This window comes from Arthrobacter sp. D2-10, from assembly GCF_054161285.1.
The window spans coordinates 1,779,211-1,798,485 of sequence record NZ_CP096431.1; the positions used below are offsets into that span (position 1 = coordinate 1,779,211).

Below are 19,275 nucleotides of genomic sequence, written 5' to 3' on the forward strand. Positions count from 1 at the left end.
GCCCGGTCAGCCGTCGTCGTCGGAGTCGGCGAGACCGCGGGCAGCCAGCGCTTCACCTGTCTGGTGCGCATATGCCACTGCACCGATGAAGACCGGAAGGATGAGAGCGCGCGGATTGCGCTCGATGCCGCGGGCGCGGGCGGCGTCGCGAGAGTCTTCAGCCGCCCCCACGAGGTAGGGAATACTGCGCAGCATGAGGGCGATGGTCAACCCGAGACGCTCCGGATCCACGCCGAGTGGCCGGAGCGGGCGTGCCAGGAAGACCAGGCCGTCGAGCAGGCGCTGGCTCTGGGTTGTCAATGTGACGAGCAGTGCAGCCAGCACGCAGACGGCGATGTTCCCCACCACCGTGAAGGCCGTTTCGGGACCGGACCTGAACCACTGGAATGCGCCAAGAATCAGGATCAACGGCCACATCCTCAGCAGCGGCTGCACCAGCTCGCGAAGGGTGAGCCGCGCTCCGACAAGATAGCCCAGGACGACCAGGCCCAGGCCGACGAGGGTTGCAAACGGTGAATTCAGCATGAGGACGAGGACTGACAGCGTCGCCACGGGCATGAACTTCGCCCAGAGGGGAGCAGCGTGCAGGAGCGAATGGCGTTCGACGTAGGCGCCCAGCAGGCTCGCGTGCCCCCTCATCGCCGCGGTTCCTCATGGGCGACATCCCGCACACTGAGACGCCGGTACGCAACGACCGCCTCCGTTGGTTCACCGTCGAACACCACCCGGCCTCCGTCGATGACCAGGGTGCGGTCGGCCTGGAGGGCGAAGTCGAGCGAGTGCGTCGTGAAAACGACCTGCTGCTCCAGCCCGCGGAACATCCGGCGAACCCGTTCCTCATTACGCAGGTCCAGGAGGGTGGTCGGTTCATCGGCGAGCAGCACCTCCGGCTCGGTGGCAAGCACAACGGCAAGGGCGAGGAGTTGCCGTTCTCCGCCCGACAAGTCGTAGACACTCTGGTCGGCAAGGTGCACAAGTCCGAACCGGTCCAGCACTTTTTCGGCCGCGCTTCGCCGCTCCTCGGCGTTCCGGTGCCGGCGGCGCAGCGACAGCTCCACATCTTCGCGGCCCGTAGGCATGATCAGCTGGGACAGCGGGTCGGTGAACATGAAGCCGACTGCGCGTCGAACCGAGGAGCCCTTCCGCGCGGTGTCCAGTCCGTTGACCAGCACCTGCCCGGAGGTCGGCAGGACCAGTGAATTGATCAGCTTCAGCAGCGTGGACTTGCCGGAGCCGTTGGCGCCGATGATGCTGATGCGGTCTTCAGCCAGGGTCAGGTGCAGCGGCTCCAGGATTTGCCGTGTGGCGGGGTGCTCGGCCCTGACTGCGGCGCCCTTGAATATGATCACTGCGGCGGTTCAGGGACGGGACTGCAGGCGGGGGAACGCTTTGATGACGCTGAGACCGATTGCGGCCGCTGCCAGGTTCTTCAGGATGTCGCCCGGGAGGAAGACGACGTCCGCGGCGATTGCCGCGCCGAGGTCCAGTTTCGCGTTGATCATCATTCCGATGATGCCGAAGGGATGGGTGATGAGGAGACTCGTGATGGTGCAGGCGGCGAAGAGACCGAGGAAGCGGTGGCGGTCCAATCTGCGGAACACCAGACGGGCAAGGAACCCGACAAGGACCGCCGCAACCGGAAAGGCGATGATGTAACCGGCAGACGGACCGAAGAGTACGCCGATGCCGCCCCGGAATTGACTGAAGATGGGCAACCCCGCCAGCGCAACCGCAACATACAGCGTGAGCGCCGCTCCGGCCCGCCATGGACCGAGCACAATTCCCGTCACCATGATTGCCAGTGTCTGCAGCGTGATGGGCACCCCCACCTGACCGACCGGTATAGCGGGTAGGATGGCACTGACGGCCACAACGGCCGCGAACACCGCGATCAGCGAGAGATCGGTTGCATTCCAGGATCGACGCGCCCGCGCCGACACATCGGCGGGCGAGGAGTGCAGGGCCGGATTCGTCTGTTGCATCGTGAAGCTTTCTGTGGGATCTACACAACGGTGAGCTGTTACTTACCGAGATTAGTGCGGAGAGAACCAAACACTTTTGTAGGGTTCCTACAATATTGAGGCCCGGCGCGTGATGCCGGGACAGGAAAGGCCCAGCCACGTGATTACCGTGTCGAATCTTGAACTGCGCGCGGGCGCAAGGCTGCTGATGGACGAGGTCTCCTTCAGGGTGGACCGGGGGGACAAAATCGGCCTTGTTGGGCGCAACGGCGCCGGCAAGACAACCCTGACCCGCGTACTGGCAGGTGAAAGCCTGCCTGCAGCCGGGTCGGTCAGCCGCACGGGGGAAATAGGCTATCTGCCCCAGGACCCACGCACACCCAACATGGAACAGCTGGCACGAGACCGGATCCTTTCCGCACGCAACCTGGATGTCGTGGTCGGAAAGCTCCGCCAGACGCAGGACCAGATGGCCAGTGAAGATACCGCAGTCCGAGACAAGGCCATGGCCCGCTACGACCGTCTCGAAGCGGAATTCCTCGCTCACGGCGGCTATGCGGCTGAGGCCGAAGCAGCTGCCATCTCCTCGAACCTTGCGCTTCCGGAGCGCATTCTGAATCAGCCGCTCAAGACGCTCTCGGGCGGTCAGCGCCGCCGCGTCGAGCTCGCGCGCATTCTCTATTCCGGCGCCGAGACGATGCTTCTCGACGAACCGACCAACCACCTCGACGCCGACTCGATCACCTGGCTGCGGGACTTCCTGAAAAACCATCAGGGCGGGCTGATCGTGATCAGCCACGACGTCGACCTGCTTGAGGCGACGGTGAACAAGGTGTTCCATCTCGATGCCAACCGGTCGACCATCGATCTCTACAACATGGGCTGGAAGCGCTATGTCCAGCAACGCGAGACGGATGAGCGGGCCCGGAAGCGGGAGCGGGCGAACACCGAGAAGAAGGCCCAGGTACTTCTCGACCAGGCCAACAAGATGCGTGCCAAGGCCACCAAGGCAGTGGCGGCCCAGAACATGGCCAAACGTGCGGAGCGGATGCTTTCGGGTCTCGACGAGGTGCGCGCGTCCGACCGGGTCGCAGCACTGCGATTCCCGGAACCTGCGCCCTGTGGCCGCACACCGATGACAGCGGAAGGACTCAGCAAGTCCTACGGATCGCTGGAGATCTTCACCGACGTTGACCTCGCCATCGACCGCGGTTCCAAGGTCGTGATCCTGGGTCTCAACGGTGCGGGCAAGACGACCCTGCTGCGGATGCTCGCCGGGGTGGACAAGCCCGACACCGGAAAGATTGTCCCCGGGCATGGGCTGAAGGTGGGCTACTACGCCCAGGAGCACGAAACCCTCGATACCAACCGCACCGTGCTTGAGAACATGCGTTCCTCCGCACCGGATATGCGCGACGCCGAGGTGCGCGGCATTCTCGGGTCGTTCCTGTTCTCGGGTGACGACGTCGACAAGCCCGCCGGTGTGCTCTCCGGCGGCGAGAAAACCCGGTTGGCACTTGCGACTATCGTGGCGTCGTCGGCCAACGTGTTGCTGCTCGATGAACCGACCAACAACCTGGACCCCGCCAGCCGCGCTGAGATCCTCGGAGCGCTCCGGAACTATTCGGGCGCAGTCGTCCTCGTCAGCCACGATGAGGGGGCTGTGGACGCACTCAACCCGGAGCGGGTGGTGCTTCTGCCCGACGGCGTCGAGGACCTGTGGAACGACGAATACCTTGAGCTGGTGACGCTGGCCTAGAGCCCGCGGGCGTCGAGGATGGCGTCCTCTTCCTCTTCGGAGGAAGGGCGTCGTCGGACACGGACGGGAGCCGCCGGCGCATCCTCGTCTTCATGGTCGATGCGGTATTGCTGCCTTGCCGCATAACCCAGCCCCACGAAGAGAAGCACGCCGAAGGCGAACCACTGCATGGAGTAGGACAGGTGGGGGCCGAGATCGATGGCCGGCTTGGCCGGGGCCACAGGCGCAGTGGCAGGAGCCGGCGTCTCACCGGCCAGCAGACCATAGGCAGCAGTGGCGATGGGGTAGTCCAGCTGCTGCCCGTAGGTGGTGAGATCGATCGAAGCGAGCTGTCCTTCCGGCGCCGACCGGTCCAGCGCCGGCTCGGCGGGCCGGATGCGCGCGACGACGGTGACCTCGCCGTCGGGGGCCGCCGGAACGTCGTCCGGCCGGCCGGCCTGGTTATTGCCGATGGGCAGCCAGCCGCGGTTGATGACAACGGCGCTGCCGTCCTCCAGCTTCAGCGGCACCAGAACCTCATAGCCCGGCTGACCGTTGAGCGGCCGGTTGCGGACGATGCGCTGGTTGGGGGAGTCATACTCACCAACAAGCGTGACAGGTGTCCATTCAGCCGCATCGTCGAACGATGTGAAGAGCTGCGGGGCGTAGGGAACCGGCTCCTGATCGTAGTTGGCCTGGACCGTGTTTACAGTGGCGGCGGCCTGGTCCCGCCGGTCCAGTTGCCACAGACCCAGGGCGGAGCAGGCCGCGGCCAGCACGAGGACGAGCGCCAACCAGCCGAACCAACGCGGTGTCGCCAGATATTTCAGGATATTCACGACGACGCCGGACTGCCTTCCAGCGGGAGTGTCTGCTTCCAGAGGCCGCGCGTGGCCAGGTAGTCCTGAAGCCACTCCCGGTGCTCCGGACAGGCCAACCAGACCTTCCTGCGGGCCGGTGTATGGATGCGCGGGTTATTCCAGAGAAGTTGCCAGGACGCGTTCTGCCCACACGCCTTGCGGGAGCACTTGGGGCCTCCGGACACAGCAGGCCCTTCGGCTGCCCGCGGCGCAGCGCCGGAGAGCTGGTCGAAAATGCTCATGCTGCCCCTTCCCTCCCGTGTGGTTCCTGCTCCGTGTCCGGTTCGTCCGGAATGATCTCGCCCTGCAGCGTTACCGGCCCTTCATCCTCGGCGACCGGGCGCGGAGGTTCGAGTTCCGGTGCCGGCGCCCGCTCCAGCAGCGAGTCGCTGTGGGTCAGGTTGCTGGTGTCGCTCCCGCCGTTCGCGATGATGACCGCGAAGTAGGGCAGAAACACCGCTCCGGCGATCATCACCCACTGCAGCCATCCCTCCACCACAAACACGAGGATGAGGCAAACCATGCGGATTCCCATCGAGAGGGAATACTTGATCATCCGCTGGCGCATCTCATCACTGTGAGCTTCGCGGGCATCACTGATGTTATGGATTTCCGGACGGCGCTTTGACTGATGGTTCAGCTTGAACATCACACTCCAAGGGACTCTTCTATTGTCTCACTCCCTTAGCCGTTGTTAAAGTTCCCGGTTTCGCCGCTAGGATCGAACGGACGTAGGCACCGCACCATCCGAAAGGACCCCTCCGTGCAGGAACAGAACACCGCTGGAACGCCCGACGAGAAGACCGGACGCAGCGTTCTGGTGACGGGGGGCAATCGGGGGATCGGGCTGGCTATCGCGCAGTCCTTCCTTGCCACCGGTGACCGCGTTGCCATCACGTACCGCAGTGGCGACGTTCCGGAGGGCATGCTCGGAGTGAAGGCCGACGTCACTGACTCGGAGCAGATTGACACAGCTTTCCGCGAGGTCGAGGACGCTCACGGACCTGTTGAGGTGCTGATCGCCAACGCAGGAATCACGCGGGACACCCTGCTGCTTCGCATGAGCGAGGCCGACTTCACCGACGTGGTCGACACCAACCTCACCGGTTCGTTCAGGGTCATCAAGCGGGCCAGCAGGGGGATGATCCGCCTGCGCAAGGGACGAATCGTGCTGATCTCGTCAGTCTCCGGCCTCTACGGTGCACCCGGTCAGATCAACTATTCCGCATCGAAGGCGGGCCTGGTCGGCATCGCCCGCTCCCTGACACGGGAGCTTGGTTCCCGGGGAATAACGTGCAATGTGGTTGCTCCAGGCTTCATCAACACGGATATGACGGCAGCACTGCCGGAGGAAACCCAGCAGAACTACCTGTCCTCCATCCCGGCAGGCCGATTCGCCGAGGCGGACGAGGTCGCGAACGTTGTCCGCTGGGTCGCGAGCGACGAAGCCGCGTACATTTCCGGTGCCGTCATCCCGGTCGACGGCGGACTTGGAATGGGTCACTGATCCAGGCCGTCAGGCAGCCTGAATAACGATCCATCAACGCAACAGACAAAATCCGAATCAAGGAGACCATCGCTCATGGGCGCACTGGACAGCACAACTGCAATTGTTACGGGTTCGTCCCGCGGTATTGGGGCGGAGGTGGCGAAGCTGCTGGCAGAGCAGGGTGCCGCCGTCGTCGTCAACTACCGTCAGAAGGCACCCCGTGCCAACAAGGTGGTCGCCGGTATCGAGGCCGCGGGTGGCCGCGCAGTGGCCGTTGGCGCGGACCTCACAGCACCTGAGGGTGCGCAGGCGCTCGTCGATGCGGCCGTTGAGAATTTTGGCGGACTCGACCTGCTGGTCCTCAACGCCTCCGGCGGCATGGAGACCGGTCTGGGCGAGGACTACGCACTCAAGCTGAACCGGGATGCACAGGTCGGTATGCTCTCGGCGGCGCTGACGGTCATGAAGCCCGGCTCCCGTGTGGTTTTCGTCACGAGCCACCAGGCACACTTCATCAACTCGGTTTCGACCATGGACGCCTATGAGCCTGTCGCGCGCAGCAAGCGCGCCGGCGAGGATGCGCTTCGCGAGATGGTTCCAGCGTTGACCGAGCAGGGCATCACGTTCGTGGTGGTTTCCGGCGACATGATCGAGGGCACTGTAACCGCCACCCTGCTTGACCGGGCCGCCCCCGGCGCAATCGAAGCACGACGGCAGGAAGCAGGACGCCTCTATTCAGTCGAGGAGTTCGCGGCGGAGATCGTAGCCATGGCTACCGCGGATGTTCCCACGGGTCACACGGAGTATGTGGGCGGCGCCGAGCACTTCACCCGCTGAGCTAGCCGCTCCGCGCTCTACTCCGGAACCGGAACTACAGCCGCACGAAGTGGCGGACTACGTCCAGATGCGGGAAGTTGACGGCGGCGTCAGCCGCCGCCCGCACTGCGGGTTTGGCGTTGAAGGCAACGCCAAGCCCGGCCGCCGCCAGCATGTCGAGGTCGTTGGCTCCGTCGCCCACGGCGACCGTGCGTTCGAGCGGAATGCCGGCTGCCTCGGCCCAGGCGCGCAGGCAACGCTCCTTCTCCGCTCGGTCCACGACCGGGCCGATGACCGAACCCGTCAGGGTCCCGGCATCCACACCGAGTTCGTTCGCCTTGGCATGGGTGAGCTTCAGCCGCGCAGCGAGCGGCTCCAGAATCTGGCTGAACCCACCCGAGACGACCGCCACGAGATGGCCCGCGTCAAGGAACGCCTCCACGAGATGTTCGGCTCCCTCACTCAGTTCAATCCGGGTGCCGACGTCCTCGATGACGCCTTCGGCCAGCCCGGCGAGCACAGACACCCGTGCGTGCAGGCTTTGGGCGAAATCCAGTTCTCCGCGCATCGCTGACTCTGTCACCGCCGCCACCTCGGCCTCTCGGCCGGCGTGTGCAGCAAGGAGCTCGATGACCTCCTGTTTAATCAGCGTTGAGTCCACATCCATGATGAGAAGCTTGGTTCCCTCGCTGAGGAGCGCGGGAGGTACAACGGCAATTCCAATGTCGTCGGAGATCAGCGGAGCGAGCGCGGTCCGCAACGTATCGATGTCGTTGTCCGAACTGACAGTCAGGCTGGAAACCTGATACCTGCCGCCGTCGTCCGTGCTTTCGCCGACGACGACGGCGCCCGTCGTTTGCATGGCGCGGCGCACCTTTGATTGATGCCAATCCTCCAGCCGGGTGCCGTAGCTGACCACCCTGAACATCTCCGTCACGTGCGCGCATGGCCTTTCATCGGTCCGACTCTCACCTGTCATTATGATGCTCAGCGCAGTGGCCGTGAAACCGGCGCAGGGCGGGGTTTAACGGGTGAGTCACGTCCTGACGGTTGATTTAACGTTCAAGGCCGCACTTGGCCTAGTGTCTACTGTCATGAGTGATGTTCTGGAACTCTCCGGGGTAAGCCTTGTCCGTGGAGGGAAGGCGCTCCTGGACGACGTCGACTGGCAGGTCCGCGAAGGTGAGCGCTGGGTGGTCATGGGACCGAACGGTGCCGGCAAGACGACCCTGCTGCAGATCGCTGGTGCCCGGATTCATCCCACCCGCGGGGTCGCCGGAATACTCGATGAAGTGTTGGGCGCCGTCGACGTCTTTGAGCTGCGCCCGAGGATCGGCCTCGCCTCCGCTGCGCTGGCCTCGCAGATCCCTGAACACGAAACCGTTCTCAACGTTGTGGTCACTGCCTCGTACGGAGTGACCGGGCGCTGGCGTGAGCAGTACGAAAAGCTGGACGAGCGTCGAGCCTTCAAGCTGCTCGACACCTGGGGTGTGTCCACGCTGATGAACCGCCCGTTTGCTTCCCTGAGTGAGGGTGAGCGCAAGCGCGTGCAGATAGCCCGTGCCCTGATGGCCGACCCCGAACTCCTGCTGCTGGACGAGCCCGCTGCCGGCCTGGACCTGTCCGGGCGGGAGGACCTCGTCGCGCGCCTGAGTGAACTGGCCGCAGATGAGGATTCACCCGCGATTGTCCTGGTAACCCACCACCTTGAAGAGGTGCCGCCGGGCTTCACCCACGCCATGCTGATGCGGGAAGGCGCCGTGGTGGCAGCTGGACCCATCGGCGAGGTTCTAGTTGCAGACCTCTTGAGTGAGGCGTTCGACATGCCCCTCCAGGTCACGCATCGGGACGGCCGCTACAGTGCCGTAGCCCGCTCCTAGCGGACCGGTACGAACTTCGTGGACCTACTGCGCGACGGCCTGATCCTCCTCGGTGGCCTTTGGGCCGGAACCATCAACACGATCGTCGGCTCCGGGACCCTGGTGACCTTCCCCATCCTCGTGGCTCTGGGCTACGCACCGGTGACGGCCACCATCAGCAACGCGATGGGGCTCGTGGCCGGTAACGTATCCGGCGCGTGGGGGTACCGGGAGGAGCTGAAGGAACACAGAAGAACCCTGGCAAAGCTCTTGCCCGCTTCCTTGCTCGGCGGCATCACCGGTGCCGCCCTGCTCCTGAACCTTCCGGAGACGGTCTTCGAGATCGTCGCGCCGTTCCTGATCGTCGTTGCCCTGGGGTTCGTGATCTTCCAGCCGAAGCTGCAGCGCTGGGTCCGCCGTCGTGCGGAATCGAAACCGCCTACCCGGTCCCACCCGCTCGCATTGACGGTGCTGGTATTCCTGGCCGGCGTGTACGGCGGCTACTTCGTCGCAGCGCAGGGCATCCTGCTCGTCGGCATCCTTGGTGTCTTTCTGCACGGCACCATGCAATCGGCCAACGCGATGAAAAACGTGCTGGTGCTGGGCGTGAACCTTATTGCGGCCGTTTCCTACATGATCTTCGCCTTCGACCGGATCGAGTGGTGGGTTGTTCTGCTCATTGGCATCGGCTCCCTGATCGGCGGCATCATCGGTTCAAAGGTCGGCCGTCGGCTTTCCCCCGTGGTGCTACGCAGCGTGATCGTCATCCTTGGCCTGGTTGCCCTCTACGCGATGATCGCGCGGCTGGTGAGCTAGGTTGCCGCTGGAAATACTCACTGACGCGTCAGATCCCCGCGTCACCGATTACACCGGCCTCACCGACACCCAGCTGCGTCGGCGGCGGGAACCGGCGGAGGGCCTCTATATCGCCGAAAGCACGAAGGTGCTCCGCAGGGCGATCGACGCCGGTCATACTCCTCGTTCCTTCTTCCTGACGGACAAGTGGCTGCCGGATCTCGAGGACGTCCTTGGCCGGTTTCCGGACGTGCCCGCCTACGTTGGCTCTGAGGCCGTACTGGAGGAGATCACCGGTTTCCATCTGCACCGCGGAGCGCTGGCGGCCATGAACCGGCCCGCCCCGCGCGGCGTGGAAGACGTTCTGCGCGAAGCGCACCGCGTCGTCGTGCTTGAGGACATGGTGGATCACACCAATCTTGGCGCCGTGTTCCGCTCCGCTGCGGCGCTCGGCATCGACGCGGTCCTGGTTACTCCGCGATGCGCGGATCCTCTGTACCGCAGGGCAATCCGCGTCAGCATGGGAACCGTATTCCAGGTCCCCTGGGTCAGGCTTGAATCCTGGCCGGACAGCATCAGCACCCTGCGCGACCTCGGTTTCCTGGTCGCAGCGCTGGCCCTTGAGCCAGGGTCGATCGAATTGCAGGAGCTGTCACAGCGAAACCCTGAACGCCTTGCTCTAGTCCTCGGTACTGAAGGTGAGGGGCTCTCTCCACAGACCATCGAAAGCTCGGATCTCATCGTCCGTATTCCTATGAGCAATGCCGTCGACTCGCTCAACGTTGCAGCAGCGGGGGCCGTCGCCTTCTGGGAGTGCCGCCGTCGTACCGGCTGACCGGCGGGCGCTTTTACGGATCGGGAGCAGGTGCGGTAGAGTTGGTTGCTGGCCTGCGGGCCGCCAACTTTCACATCACCGGTGTCTGGCAAAATCCAGGCAACTACAGAAGGTACTCCTATGAAGTCTGATATCCACCCCAAGTACACAGCGGTGGTCTTCCGCGACCTCGCTTCCGAGAAGTCTTTCCTCACCCGTTCAACGGTCACCTCTGACAAGACCGTCGAGTGGGAAGACGGCAACACCTACCCGCTGGTAGAGGTGGAAATCTCCTCGGAGTCGCACCCGTTCTACACCGGCAAGCAGCGCATCATGGACTCTGCCGGTCGCGTTGAGCGCTTCAACCAGCGATTCAAGGGCTTCGGCAAGAAGTAGCCTCGTTTAGTCTGTGCCGCTGGGCCCGAACCGGAATTTCCGGTTCGGGCCCAGCGCTTTAACCGGAGTACAAAGTGGCGGCAGGAGGATTATGGGAAAGGGATCAATGCGGCAGCATCACGGGGAGTTCAAGGTGCCGGGGGGCAAGCTGGTCGTCGCGGACACCGATGTCGTCGGCGGCAAGCTCAGCGGCGTATCCATCAACGGTGACTTCTTCCTGGAACCGGATGAGGCCCTCGACGACATCAATGCCGCCCTTGAGGGCCTGCCCGCCGACACCCTGCACGGAGACCTGGCATCGGCGATCCGCCGGAGGATACGCGCAGACGCGCAGCTGTTCGGATTCTCGCCCGAGGCGGTAGCCACGGCCGTCCGGCGAGCCCTCGGGAAGGCTTCATCGTGGGCGGATCATCAGTGGGAGATCATCCCTCCCACGCCTCTCTCCACGGCCATGCACGTAGCCATGGACGAAGTGCTGACGCGCGAAGTGGGAGCCGGCCGGAGGAATCCCACCCTGCGCTTCTGGGAATGGGAAAGCCCGTCCGTGGTCATCGGCAGCTTCCAGTCCGTGCGCAACGAGGTGGATGAGGAAGCCGTCCGCCGTCACGGTGTGAACGTGGTCCGTCGGATCAGCGGTGGGGGAGCGATGTTCATGGAGCATGGAAACGCCATCACGTACTCCCTCTACATCCCGCAGTCGCTGGTGGACGGGTTGAGTTTCGCTGATTCCTACCCCTTCCTCGACGACTGGGTCATGGAGGGATTGAGGGAACTCGGCATCTCGGCGTGGTACCAGCCGCTCAACGACATCGCCACTGACCTCGGCAAGATTGGCGGCGCGGCCCAGAAACGACTGAGCAACGGCGGCATGCTCCACCACGTGACGATGTCCTATGACATCGATGCCGACAAGATGCTCGAGGTCCTGAGGATCGGCCGGGAGAAACTCTCGGATAAGGGAATCAAAAGCGCAAAGAAACGGGTGGATCCTCTCCGCCGGCAGACGGGACTGGCCCGCGAGGAGATCATCCAGATACTGAGCGACACCTTCCGGAAGCGGTATCAGGCCACGGAGGGTTCGCTCAGTCCGGCGGAAATGTCGGCAGCGCAGTCTCTGGTCGAGGAAAAATTCGGTACCGACGAATGGCTCTACCGGGTTCCGTAGGCCTCACCCCGCAGAAGCCGGTTGCCCCTCCAGCCGACCGCGGGCACCTTCTCCGCTGGTTTGCACGGCCTGGGCGCGGAGTCGGCGCATCAGATGATCACGCTCCTCCAGCACAATTCGGCGCAGCGACTGTGGGGCATCGGCATGCTCATCCAGCCATGCGTCCGTCAGCTGCACCACGGGGTGGTCGACAGGTAGCTCGCCGGACTGGAGGTCCTGATGTGCAGGAAACAATCCGCGCACAATCCTGGCAGACATTTCGATCGGCAATTCGCGCCATACCCGGTCGATCTCATGAAAATAAGCGGCGACGTAGGGCTCCTGCAGCTCTTTGGGACCCTCCTGAAAGCCCAGGATGGTCGCGCTGAGCAACTCGTTGGAGAGCCTGTCGCCGAAGACCACTTCCTTCCAGGCCTTCGCCTTGACTCCCGCGTCCGGGAAGGCTGTGCAGGCGGTTGTGAAGCCGGAGCGTCCCGCTGCGGTGTGGTCGCGCTGCAATGCGGCTTCAAGCTCGTCGACTGTCGCAAAATTCTGTGCAGATAGCGCCTGCCAGAATTGCCATGTCAGGTCGTCGTCGATGACCAGTCCGTCAATCGACACGGATCCCTCCAGGAGCCCGCGCAGCAAGGGTGCGTGGACTGCGGTCTTTCGAGAGATCGCTGCGAGCGCGCGAGCCCACACCAACTGATGATCGGAGGCGGGTTCAGCGCTGCGGAGCCCACGCATCAGAAAGGCCGCGAACCGCTCACGCAGAGCCGGACGGTCCGCCGCGGGAGCATAGTGTTCAATGGCGTGCCGGGCGTTCTGGAGCAGCTGCTGAAGGACCCCCACGCCTTCCTCGGCTGGAGCAGTGCGCTCGACAGCATTCACATAGTCGTTTGCGGTTAACAATGCGTCCCGCGTCGAGGACCAAAGAGCGGCCAGACAGACGGCCCGCGCCAATGGCTCCTCGAGACGATCGCCGGCGGCAAGGAGAGTTGTCAGGGAGCGCTGATCGAAAACAAGCTTTGCGTAGGTGAGGTCGTCGTCATTGATCAGGAGGAGGTCGGGCTGCCGGCAGCCGACCAGTTCCGGAACTTCGGTTCGGGCGCCGTCCACCATTACGCTGTGGTAGGCGGTGCGGAGCAGCCTGCCGTTTACGTCCAGTGAGAAAAGACCCAACCGGATACGGTGCGGGCGGGGGGCCGATGTCCCGGTCACGGGGTCGTCGGCTCGCTGGAGGATCGCAACGGACGTGTACGCGCCGTCGTCGTCGATGCGCACTTCGGCCTCCAGTTGCGGCACGCCGGAGGTCTGCAGCCAGCAGCGGGCCCACTCTGACATGTCCCTGCCGGAGGCGGCGCTGAGCGCACTCAGGAGATCGACCAGTGCCGTATTCGAGAAGGCATGCTCCCGGAAATAGGATCGTGCGGCCCTGGTGAATGCGTCGAACCCTGCATGTGCGACCAGCTGCTTGAGTACCGATGCGCCCTTGGCGTAGGTGATGCCGTCGAAGTTGAGCTTCGCAGCCTCCAGATCGACAATATCGGCGACGATCGGGTGTGTTGAAGGGAGCTGGTCCTGGAGGTACGCCCAGGACTTCCGGCGCGTGGCGAACGTGACCCAGGACGTAGCGGATCCCAGTGCTTCCGCAACCGCAAGTGCTCCCGAGAAGTCGGCGAAGGACTCTTTCAGCCACAGGTCGTCCCACCAGGTCATCGTCACAAGGTCGCCGAACCACATATGGGCCATCTCGTGCATGATCGTGTTGTCGCGCGCCTCGTATTGGGCATGGGTAGCCCGGGAAGTGAAGACGTAGGACTCCGTGAAGGTCACCAGCCCCGGATTCTCCATGGCGCCGAGGTTGTACTCAGGCACAAAAGCCTGATCGTACTTCCCAAAGGGATAGGGGTAGCGAAACAGGTCATGGAAGTACGTCAAACCGCGAGCGAACGGCGGCAGAAGAGCGACAGAGGGATCGTCAGTACCTCGCCGTCACCGACGATCCCGGTCCAGCTATCCGTCACTGATGCGTACGGACCCGCAAGCACGGTTGTGATGTAGGTGGAGATGCGCTCGGTGGGCTTGAAGTGCCAGGTGGCCGAACCGTCGTCGTGCTGGTCCCGGCTGTTCTCGGAACCGTTGGAGGCGACCGTCCAGGATTCGGGCGCGCGGACGTGAAAGCTGAAGGATGCCTTGAGGTCGGGCTGTTCGAAGCAGGCGAACACGCGCCGTGCGTCCGCCGGTTCGTACTGGGTGTAGAGGTAGGTTGCACCGTCGGCTGGGTCCTGGAAGCGGTGCATGCCCTCACCGCTTCGGCTGTAGAGGGCAGTCCCCTCCACGATGACGGTGTTCCGCGCTGCAAGATTCGGAAGAAGAATGCGTGCGCCGTCGACTGCCTGCACTGGATCGAGGACCTCGCCATTGAGGATGACGGCCGCGATGCCGGAGTGGATGAAATCGAGGAAGGTGCCCGCGCCGGGGGTCGAGCAGTCGAAGGTGATCTCCGTACGGGAGGAGAAACCGGGGCTCTGACGGTCTTCGGCCGTGCGCAGGTCGAGCGCTACATCGTAGCTGGTGACGCTGATGATTGCTGAGCGGCCGGCCGCCTCATCGCGGCGCAGATTTTCGTTGTGCACCGGCCTATTCAACCACGGCCCGCCCAGGACCTACCGTGGAGACGGAACGGGCGGTTGCCGAAGACCCGGAGCGTCGCGCCGGTAGGTAAACAAGGCCGATGCATGGCAATGTGGTGCCATGTCCGAGCTCTTTGAAGACTATGCAACAGCGGCCCGCCGTACGGTCGCCTACGACGAAATGTTCGATGGCGCGAACCTTCCACGCACGGAATACCGACCGGTCGCGGCCGCCCTTGGGGAGCTCAACCTCGCCGATGTGACGGCCCGGGCAGATTCGATGGCCCGGACGTTCCTCGATCGCGGAGTAACCTTCGATTTCGCGGGGGAGGAGCGCCCGTTCCCACTGGATATCGTGCCGCGCGTCATCGCCGGATCGGACTGGGACCATCTCGAGCGGGGAGTCGCCCAGCGGGTCCGTGCGTTGGAGGCCTTCCTGAACGATGTCTACGACAAGATGGCCGTTGTCAGCGACGGCGTCATTCCCCGTCGCCTGATCACCTCCTCGGCCCACTTTCACCGTGAAGTTGCGGGGTTCGACCCCGCAGGCGGGGTGCGGGTACACATCTCCGGTATCGATGTGGTGCGCGACGACGAGGGCACCTTCCGCGTCCTTGAAGACAATGTGCGGGTCCCCAGCGGAGTCAGTTACGTCTTGGAGAACCGGCGCGCGATGGCGAAGGGCCTTCCCGAAGCGTTCGGCCAGCAGCACATCCGGCCGGTCGAGGAGTACCCGCGGCGCCTGTTGGCCGCGCTGCGCAAAACCGCGCCTCCCGGCGTGGAGGATCCTACCGTCGTCGTCCTGACACCCGGCGTCTTCAATTCGGCCTACTTCGAGCACACCTTGCTCGCCGGCCTCATGGGGGTCGAACTGGTTGAGGGACGGGACCTCATCTGCAGGGGCAACAGGGTGTACATGCGTACCACCGCCGGTGAACAGCGTGTCGATGTGATCTACAAGCGAATTGATGATGAGTTCCTTGACCCCCTTCAGTTCCGGGCAGATTCCGTGCTCGGCTGCCCCGGCATCGTCAACGCGGCGCGGGCCGGGATGGTGACGATCGCAAATGCAGTAGGCAACGGCGTCGCCGATGACAAGCTGGTTTATACATACGTTCCGGACCTGATCCGTTACTACCTCAGCGAGGAACCGATCATTGCCAACGTCGATACCTTCCGGCTGGAGGAGCCGGCGGCACGGGAAGAGGTGCTCGACCGGCTCGATGAACTCGTCGTCAAACCCGTGGACGGTTCCGGCGGCAAGGGGCTGGTCATCGGTCCTGACGCGACTGCCGACGAACTGAACGCGCTTCGCGGGCGTATCCTCGCCGATCCCCGCGGATGGATTGCGCAACCTGTCCTGCAGTTGTCCACCGTACCCACCATGTCCGGCGGTCAATTCAGTCCCCGTCACGTCGATCTGCGGCCCTTCGCAGTCAATGACGGCGAAAACGTGTGGGTCCTGCCCGGTGGCCTGACGCGGGTGGCCATGAAGGAAGGCTCGCTCATCGTGAATTCAAGCCAGGGAGGGGGATCGAAGGACACCTGGGTGGTCGACGGACAGGCCGACAGCCCCGCCGCTGCGCCGGAGTTGATTCCCCTGAGGGAGCGTGTCAGTGTCTGGCCGGTTGAGACGGGATGGCGCGACCGCCAGCCTGAACAACAGCAGCAGCAACAGCAACAGCAGCAACGCGATCGCGAGGAGGAGGTGTCGGGCGATGCTTAGCCGGATCGCAGAGTCCCTGTTCTGGATTGGCCGGTACGTCGAGCGCGCCGACGGGACAGCACGAATCCTCGATGTTCACCTTGAGCGGCTCAACCAGATGCCGCGCCCCGTCCAAAGTGACGTGTCGCGCCAATTGCTCGGAGTTATGGGCAGCCGGCCGCAGACCGAGGACTTCGGCCTGCCCGAGCTTCTCGAAGCGTTGGCTTTCGACCGGAGCAGCGCGACCTCGATCGCCGGTGCACTTGGGGCCGCCCGCGAGAACGCACGCCGGGCAAGGGAAACTGTTTCGGGCAGCGTCTGGGAGGGATTGAACACCACCTGGTACGGGCTCACCCAGCACCGGAAGGACGTTGTCGGAACCTACCGCTTCTGCCATTGGGTTCTTGAACGCACGGCCATGGTCCGTGGCCTTTCAGACACCACCATGAGTCATGACGAAAGCTGGCAGTTCCTCGTGCTGGGAAGAAGCCTCGAACGGGCCGACATGACCGCGCGGATGCTCTCCACGAGGGACGTCCACGCCTCGGGTCTGTCCTGGGTGAATATGCTGCGCTGCGCCGGAGCCTACGAGTCGTTCCTCCGCACCCGCAGGGCTTCCTTCGGTGAGCAGCACGCGGCGCAGTTCCTGCTTCTGGACCGCCTCTTCCCGCGGTCAATCATGTACGCGCTGAGCGACGCCGAGAAGTGCCTGGCGAAACTGAACCCCGAGTATCAGCGGGTCGGCTTCATCAACGATGCAAGCCGGATTGTCGGCCAGGCGCGCACGTTCCTTGAGTTCCATCAGACGGACGATCTGATGTCGGAACTGCCGGAGCACATGGAAAGAGTTCAGAAAGCGTGCGCACGTGCGTCCGACGCCGTCGCACGCACGTATTTCTCGCAGGCAGCGGAGCTGTCCTGGGTGGGGGAGGTCTCATGACCCGTTTGCTGATCGAACACCGCACGGGGTACGACTACCTGCGCCGCGTCTCACTGTCGTACAACGAAGCCCGCATGACTCCGCTCACGGATTCCCAGCAGGTGGTCCTGGAGTCCACCATCAGCCTGAACCCCACCAGCGCGGCCATGGCGACCTACCGGGACTACTGGGGCACGCGGGTGACCTCATTCGATGTGCAGGTTCCGCACGATCGACTCGAAGTATCCGCCCGGACGCTCGTCGAGGTGAGCCGCACTGAACGAATTCCCTCACCGGAGGAAGTGGTGAGCTGGGAGGATTTGCGGTCCGACGACGTCGTAAACGACTACGCGGACTGGTTGCCGCACACCCATCTGACCAAGCCGAATGACGAGATTCGCGCTTTGGCAAGCGAGGTAACCGATGGCCAGGATCCGCACACCGCGGCTCACTCTGTCTTCGACTGGCTGAAGGGCGAGATGCAGTACGTGCAGGGAGTCACGGGTGTTCAATCCAACGCGCGTGATGCGTGGGCTGAACGTCAGGGCGTGTGCCAGGACCTCGCGCATGTCGCGATAGGCGCGCTCCGCAGCCTTGGCATTCCGGCCCGATACATTTCGGGTTATCTCCATCCGCGCAGGACGGCGGCCGTCGGGGAAGCAGTAGCCGGCCAGTCACATGCCTGGGTCGAATGGTGGGACGGCGAATGGCGCGGCTGGGATCCGACCAACAGCGGTCCGGTCAGTGACTTCCACGTATCCGTGGCGCGCGGCCGCGACTACCGGGACGTCTCGCCGCTCAAAGGCATCCTCTCGGGCGGCGGCGGGTCCACGCTCAACGTGACGGTCGAGATCACGCGCGTAGCCTAAGCAGGGCAGCCGCCCTGGTGGCGGCTGCCCTGCTTGGGAATATCCCGGATTCGAACTACCTCAGGGGCGGCTACTCCACCATCTGGCCCTTGCTGAGGATGGTGAGGCCTGAATCCGTCACCGTGAATCCACGGCTGAGGTCGAGCTCCCTGTCGACGCCGATCTTGGCCCCGGGCGGTACGTGAACGTTCTTGTCGATGATTGCCTTGTGAACTACAGCTCCCGCTCCGATCGTCACGTGGTCGAGCAGGACCGAGCCTGCGACGTCCGCGCCCTCGTCGACGAACACATCCGTCGCCAGCACCGAGCCCTGGACCGAACCACCCGAGATCACGACGCCGTTCGACACGATCGAATCGTGTGCCACGCCGGAGACGCCCGTGGCGCTGCGAACGAACTTGGCAGGCGGGGAAATGCTCTGGCGGGTGTAGATCGGCCACTCGAGGTTGTAGAGGTTGAACAGCGGCAGTGGAGTGATGAGATCCATGTTCGCTTCGTAATAGGAGTCGAGAGTGCCGACGTCGCGCCAGTACTGGCAGTCCCGGTCCGTCGATCCTGGGATCTCGTTCCTGGTGAAGTCATAGACGGCGGCGTCTCCACGCTCCACGAAGTGGGGGATGATGTCGCCGCCCATATCGTGCTTGGTGTTCAGGCGCGCAGCGTCGATTTCCAGAGCTTCGATGAGCGCGTCGGTATTGAAAACGTAGTTGCCCATGGATGCCAGGAAGCTGTCCGGGTCATCCGGCAGGCCGGGTGTGGATTCAGGCTTCTCGACGAAGGCCGAGATCCGGTCGGGATCGCTGGAGTCCAGCTCGATTACTCCGAACTGGTTCGCGAGGTGCAGCGGCTGCCGAACCGCCGCGACGCTGACCGATGCTCCGCTCTTGATATGCGCCTGCACCATCTGCTCGAAGTCCATGCGGTAAACGTGGTCGGCACCGATCACGACGACGATGTCCGGCCGGGCATCGTGAATGAGGTTCAGGGACTGGTAGATGGCGTTCGCGCTTCCAAGGAACCAGCTCTTGCCCCGTCGCTGCTGTGCCGGTACCGACGCGATGTACTGCTGCAGCTGCGTGGACATCCGCCAGGTCTCGGAGATGTGCCGGTCGAGGCTGTGCGACTTGTACTGGGTAAGCACCACGATCTGCAGATAACCGGAATTGACCACGTTGGATAGCGCAAAATCAATCAGGCGGTACGGTCCCGCGAATGGCACCGCAGGCTTTGCACGGTCCGCAGTCAGGGGCATCAACCGTTTTCCTTCGCCGCCT

21 protein-coding genes are annotated in these 19,275 nt (G+C 63.7%); 11 read left to right on the forward strand and 10 right to left on the reverse strand.

Annotation, left to right across the window (positions count from 1 at the left end):
- Positions 1 to 6 precede the first annotated feature (6 nt).
- From M1D74_RS08265 to M1D74_RS08275, 3 genes are read right to left on the reverse strand one after another with little or no spacing between them, the layout of a single operon-like run.
- Entirely contained in the window at positions 7 to 639 is a 633-nt protein-coding gene (locus M1D74_RS08265) for an energy-coupling factor transporter transmembrane component T family protein (protein ID WP_458117099.1), read from the reverse strand.
- Positions 636 to 1,349: an energy-coupling factor ABC transporter ATP-binding protein gene (locus M1D74_RS08270; RefSeq protein WP_458117100.1), complete on the reverse strand. Its 714-nt coding sequence runs from the start codon at positions 1,347 to 1,349 to the stop codon at positions 636 to 638. The genes M1D74_RS08265 and M1D74_RS08270 overlap by 4 nt, the downstream gene beginning before the upstream one ends.
- A 9-nt stretch (positions 1,350 to 1,358) precedes the next feature.
- Positions 1,359 to 1,982 carry a biotin transporter BioY gene (locus tag M1D74_RS08275; protein WP_309072339.1) on the reverse strand — a complete coding sequence of 208 codons (624 nt, stop codon included), beginning with the start codon at positions 1,980 to 1,982 and terminating at the stop codon, positions 1,359 to 1,361.
- A 139-nt stretch (positions 1,983 to 2,121) separates the two neighbouring features.
- Between M1D74_RS08275 and M1D74_RS08280 the strand changes: the two genes are divergently transcribed.
- On the forward strand, positions 2,122 to 3,720 hold the full coding sequence (locus M1D74_RS08280) for an ABC-F family ATP-binding cassette domain-containing protein (RefSeq protein WP_458117101.1): 1,599 nt from the start codon (positions 2,122 to 2,124) through the stop codon (positions 3,718 to 3,720).
- On the opposite strand, the gene M1D74_RS08285 is transcribed toward M1D74_RS08280, so the two are convergent.
- Genes M1D74_RS08285 through M1D74_RS08295 form a run of 3 tightly spaced genes read right to left on the reverse strand, consistent with a single transcriptional unit; the run spans position 3,717 to position 5,208 of the window.
- Positions 3,717 to 4,532, reverse strand: coding sequence for an SURF1 family cytochrome oxidase biogenesis protein (locus M1D74_RS08285; protein WP_458117165.1), 816 nt, complete (start codon positions 4,530 to 4,532; stop codon positions 3,717 to 3,719). The two genes, M1D74_RS08280 and M1D74_RS08285, sit on opposite strands and share 4 nt — an antisense overlap.
- Positions 4,533 to 4,534: 2 nt before the next feature.
- Positions 4,535 to 4,801, reverse strand: coding sequence for a hypothetical protein (locus M1D74_RS08290; RefSeq protein WP_458117102.1), 267 nt, complete (start codon positions 4,799 to 4,801; stop codon positions 4,535 to 4,537).
- A complete protein-coding gene (locus M1D74_RS08295) occupies positions 4,798 to 5,208 on the reverse strand; it encodes a DUF3099 domain-containing protein (RefSeq protein ID WP_309072336.1) in 411 nt (136 codons plus the stop codon). Before M1D74_RS08295 ends, M1D74_RS08290 begins: the two co-directional genes overlap by 4 nt.
- A gap of 114 nt (positions 5,209 to 5,322) precedes the next feature.
- On the opposite strand from M1D74_RS08295, the gene M1D74_RS08300 reads away from it, so the two are divergent.
- Both M1D74_RS08300 and M1D74_RS08305 read left to right on the forward strand, forming a co-directional pair.
- A complete protein-coding gene (locus tag M1D74_RS08300) occupies positions 5,323 to 6,066 on the forward strand; it encodes a beta-ketoacyl-ACP reductase (RefSeq protein WP_458117103.1) in 744 nt (247 codons plus the stop codon).
- Between the two features lie 75 nt (positions 6,067 to 6,141).
- The gene (locus tag M1D74_RS08305; RefSeq protein ID WP_309072334.1) at positions 6,142 to 6,885 is read left to right on the forward strand and encodes an SDR family oxidoreductase; all 744 of its coding nucleotides are present in this window, start codon (positions 6,142 to 6,144) and stop codon (positions 6,883 to 6,885) included.
- 34 nt (positions 6,886 to 6,919) lie between these two features.
- On the opposite strand, the gene serB is transcribed toward M1D74_RS08305, so the two are convergent.
- Positions 6,920 to 7,801: a phosphoserine phosphatase SerB gene (gene serB, locus M1D74_RS08310; protein WP_458117104.1), complete on the reverse strand. Its 882-nt coding sequence runs from the start codon at positions 7,799 to 7,801 to the stop codon at positions 6,920 to 6,922.
- A gap of 157 nt (positions 7,802 to 7,958) precedes the next feature.
- Here serB and M1D74_RS08315 point away from each other — a divergent pair, with 157 nt between their 5' ends.
- From M1D74_RS08315 to M1D74_RS08335, 5 genes are all read left to right on the forward strand, one after another.
- Positions 7,959 to 8,744 (forward strand): ABC transporter ATP-binding protein, encoded by a 786-nt coding sequence (locus M1D74_RS08315; RefSeq protein WP_309070387.1) that lies wholly within the window; start codon positions 7,959 to 7,961, stop codon positions 8,742 to 8,744.
- An 18-nt stretch (positions 8,745 to 8,762) separates the two neighbouring features.
- The gene (locus M1D74_RS08320; RefSeq protein WP_458117105.1) at positions 8,763 to 9,539 is read left to right on the forward strand and encodes a sulfite exporter TauE/SafE family protein; all 777 of its coding nucleotides are present in this window, start codon (positions 8,763 to 8,765) and stop codon (positions 9,537 to 9,539) included.
- A gap of 1 nt (position 9,540) precedes the next feature.
- Positions 9,541 to 10,353, forward strand: a complete 813-nt coding sequence (locus tag M1D74_RS08325) for a TrmH family RNA methyltransferase (protein WP_309070389.1) — start codon at positions 9,541 to 9,543, stop codon at positions 10,351 to 10,353.
- A gap of 120 nt (positions 10,354 to 10,473) precedes the next feature.
- A complete protein-coding gene (locus M1D74_RS08330) occupies positions 10,474 to 10,728 on the forward strand; it encodes a type B 50S ribosomal protein L31 (RefSeq protein ID WP_309070390.1) in 255 nt (84 codons plus the stop codon).
- A gap of 91 nt (positions 10,729 to 10,819) precedes the next feature.
- The gene (locus M1D74_RS08335; RefSeq protein ID WP_458117106.1) at positions 10,820 to 11,893 is read left to right on the forward strand and encodes a lipoate--protein ligase family protein; all 1,074 of its coding nucleotides are present in this window, start codon (positions 10,820 to 10,822) and stop codon (positions 11,891 to 11,893) included.
- A gap of 3 nt (positions 11,894 to 11,896) precedes the next feature.
- On the opposite strand, the gene pepN is transcribed toward M1D74_RS08335, so the two are convergent.
- Entirely contained in the window at positions 11,897 to 13,813 is a 1,917-nt protein-coding gene (gene pepN, locus M1D74_RS08340) for an aminopeptidase N (RefSeq protein ID WP_458117107.1), read from the reverse strand.
- Positions 13,810 to 14,511: a hypothetical protein gene (locus M1D74_RS08345; protein WP_458117108.1), complete on the reverse strand. Its 702-nt coding sequence runs from the start codon at positions 14,509 to 14,511 to the stop codon at positions 13,810 to 13,812. The genes pepN and M1D74_RS08345 overlap by 4 nt, the downstream gene beginning before the upstream one ends.
- A 118-nt stretch (positions 14,512 to 14,629) precedes the next feature.
- On the opposite strand from M1D74_RS08345, the gene M1D74_RS08350 reads away from it, so the two are divergent.
- Genes M1D74_RS08350 through M1D74_RS08360 form a run of 3 tightly spaced genes read left to right on the forward strand, consistent with a single transcriptional unit; the run spans position 14,630 to position 18,001 of the window.
- Complete coding sequence (locus M1D74_RS08350) at positions 14,630 to 16,234, forward strand: circularly permuted type 2 ATP-grasp protein (RefSeq protein WP_309070393.1); 1,605 nt, start codon at positions 14,630 to 14,632, stop codon at positions 16,232 to 16,234.
- Positions 16,227 to 17,153 (forward strand): alpha-E domain-containing protein, encoded by a 927-nt coding sequence (locus M1D74_RS08355; protein ID WP_309070394.1) that lies wholly within the window; start codon positions 16,227 to 16,229, stop codon positions 17,151 to 17,153. The genes M1D74_RS08350 and M1D74_RS08355 overlap by 8 nt, the downstream gene beginning before the upstream one ends.
- On the forward strand, positions 17,150 to 18,001 hold the full coding sequence (locus tag M1D74_RS08360) for a transglutaminase family protein (protein ID WP_309123852.1): 852 nt from the start codon (positions 17,150 to 17,152) through the stop codon (positions 17,999 to 18,001). The genes M1D74_RS08355 and M1D74_RS08360 overlap by 4 nt, the downstream gene beginning before the upstream one ends.
- Before the next feature lie 70 nt (positions 18,002 to 18,071).
- Here the strand turns inward: M1D74_RS08360 and M1D74_RS08365 are convergent, their stop codons facing one another.
- Positions 18,072 to 19,253, reverse strand: a complete 1,182-nt coding sequence (locus M1D74_RS08365; RefSeq protein WP_458117166.1) for a glucose-1-phosphate adenylyltransferase — start codon at positions 19,251 to 19,253, stop codon at positions 18,072 to 18,074.
- Positions 19,254 to 19,275: the final 22 nt, after the last annotated feature.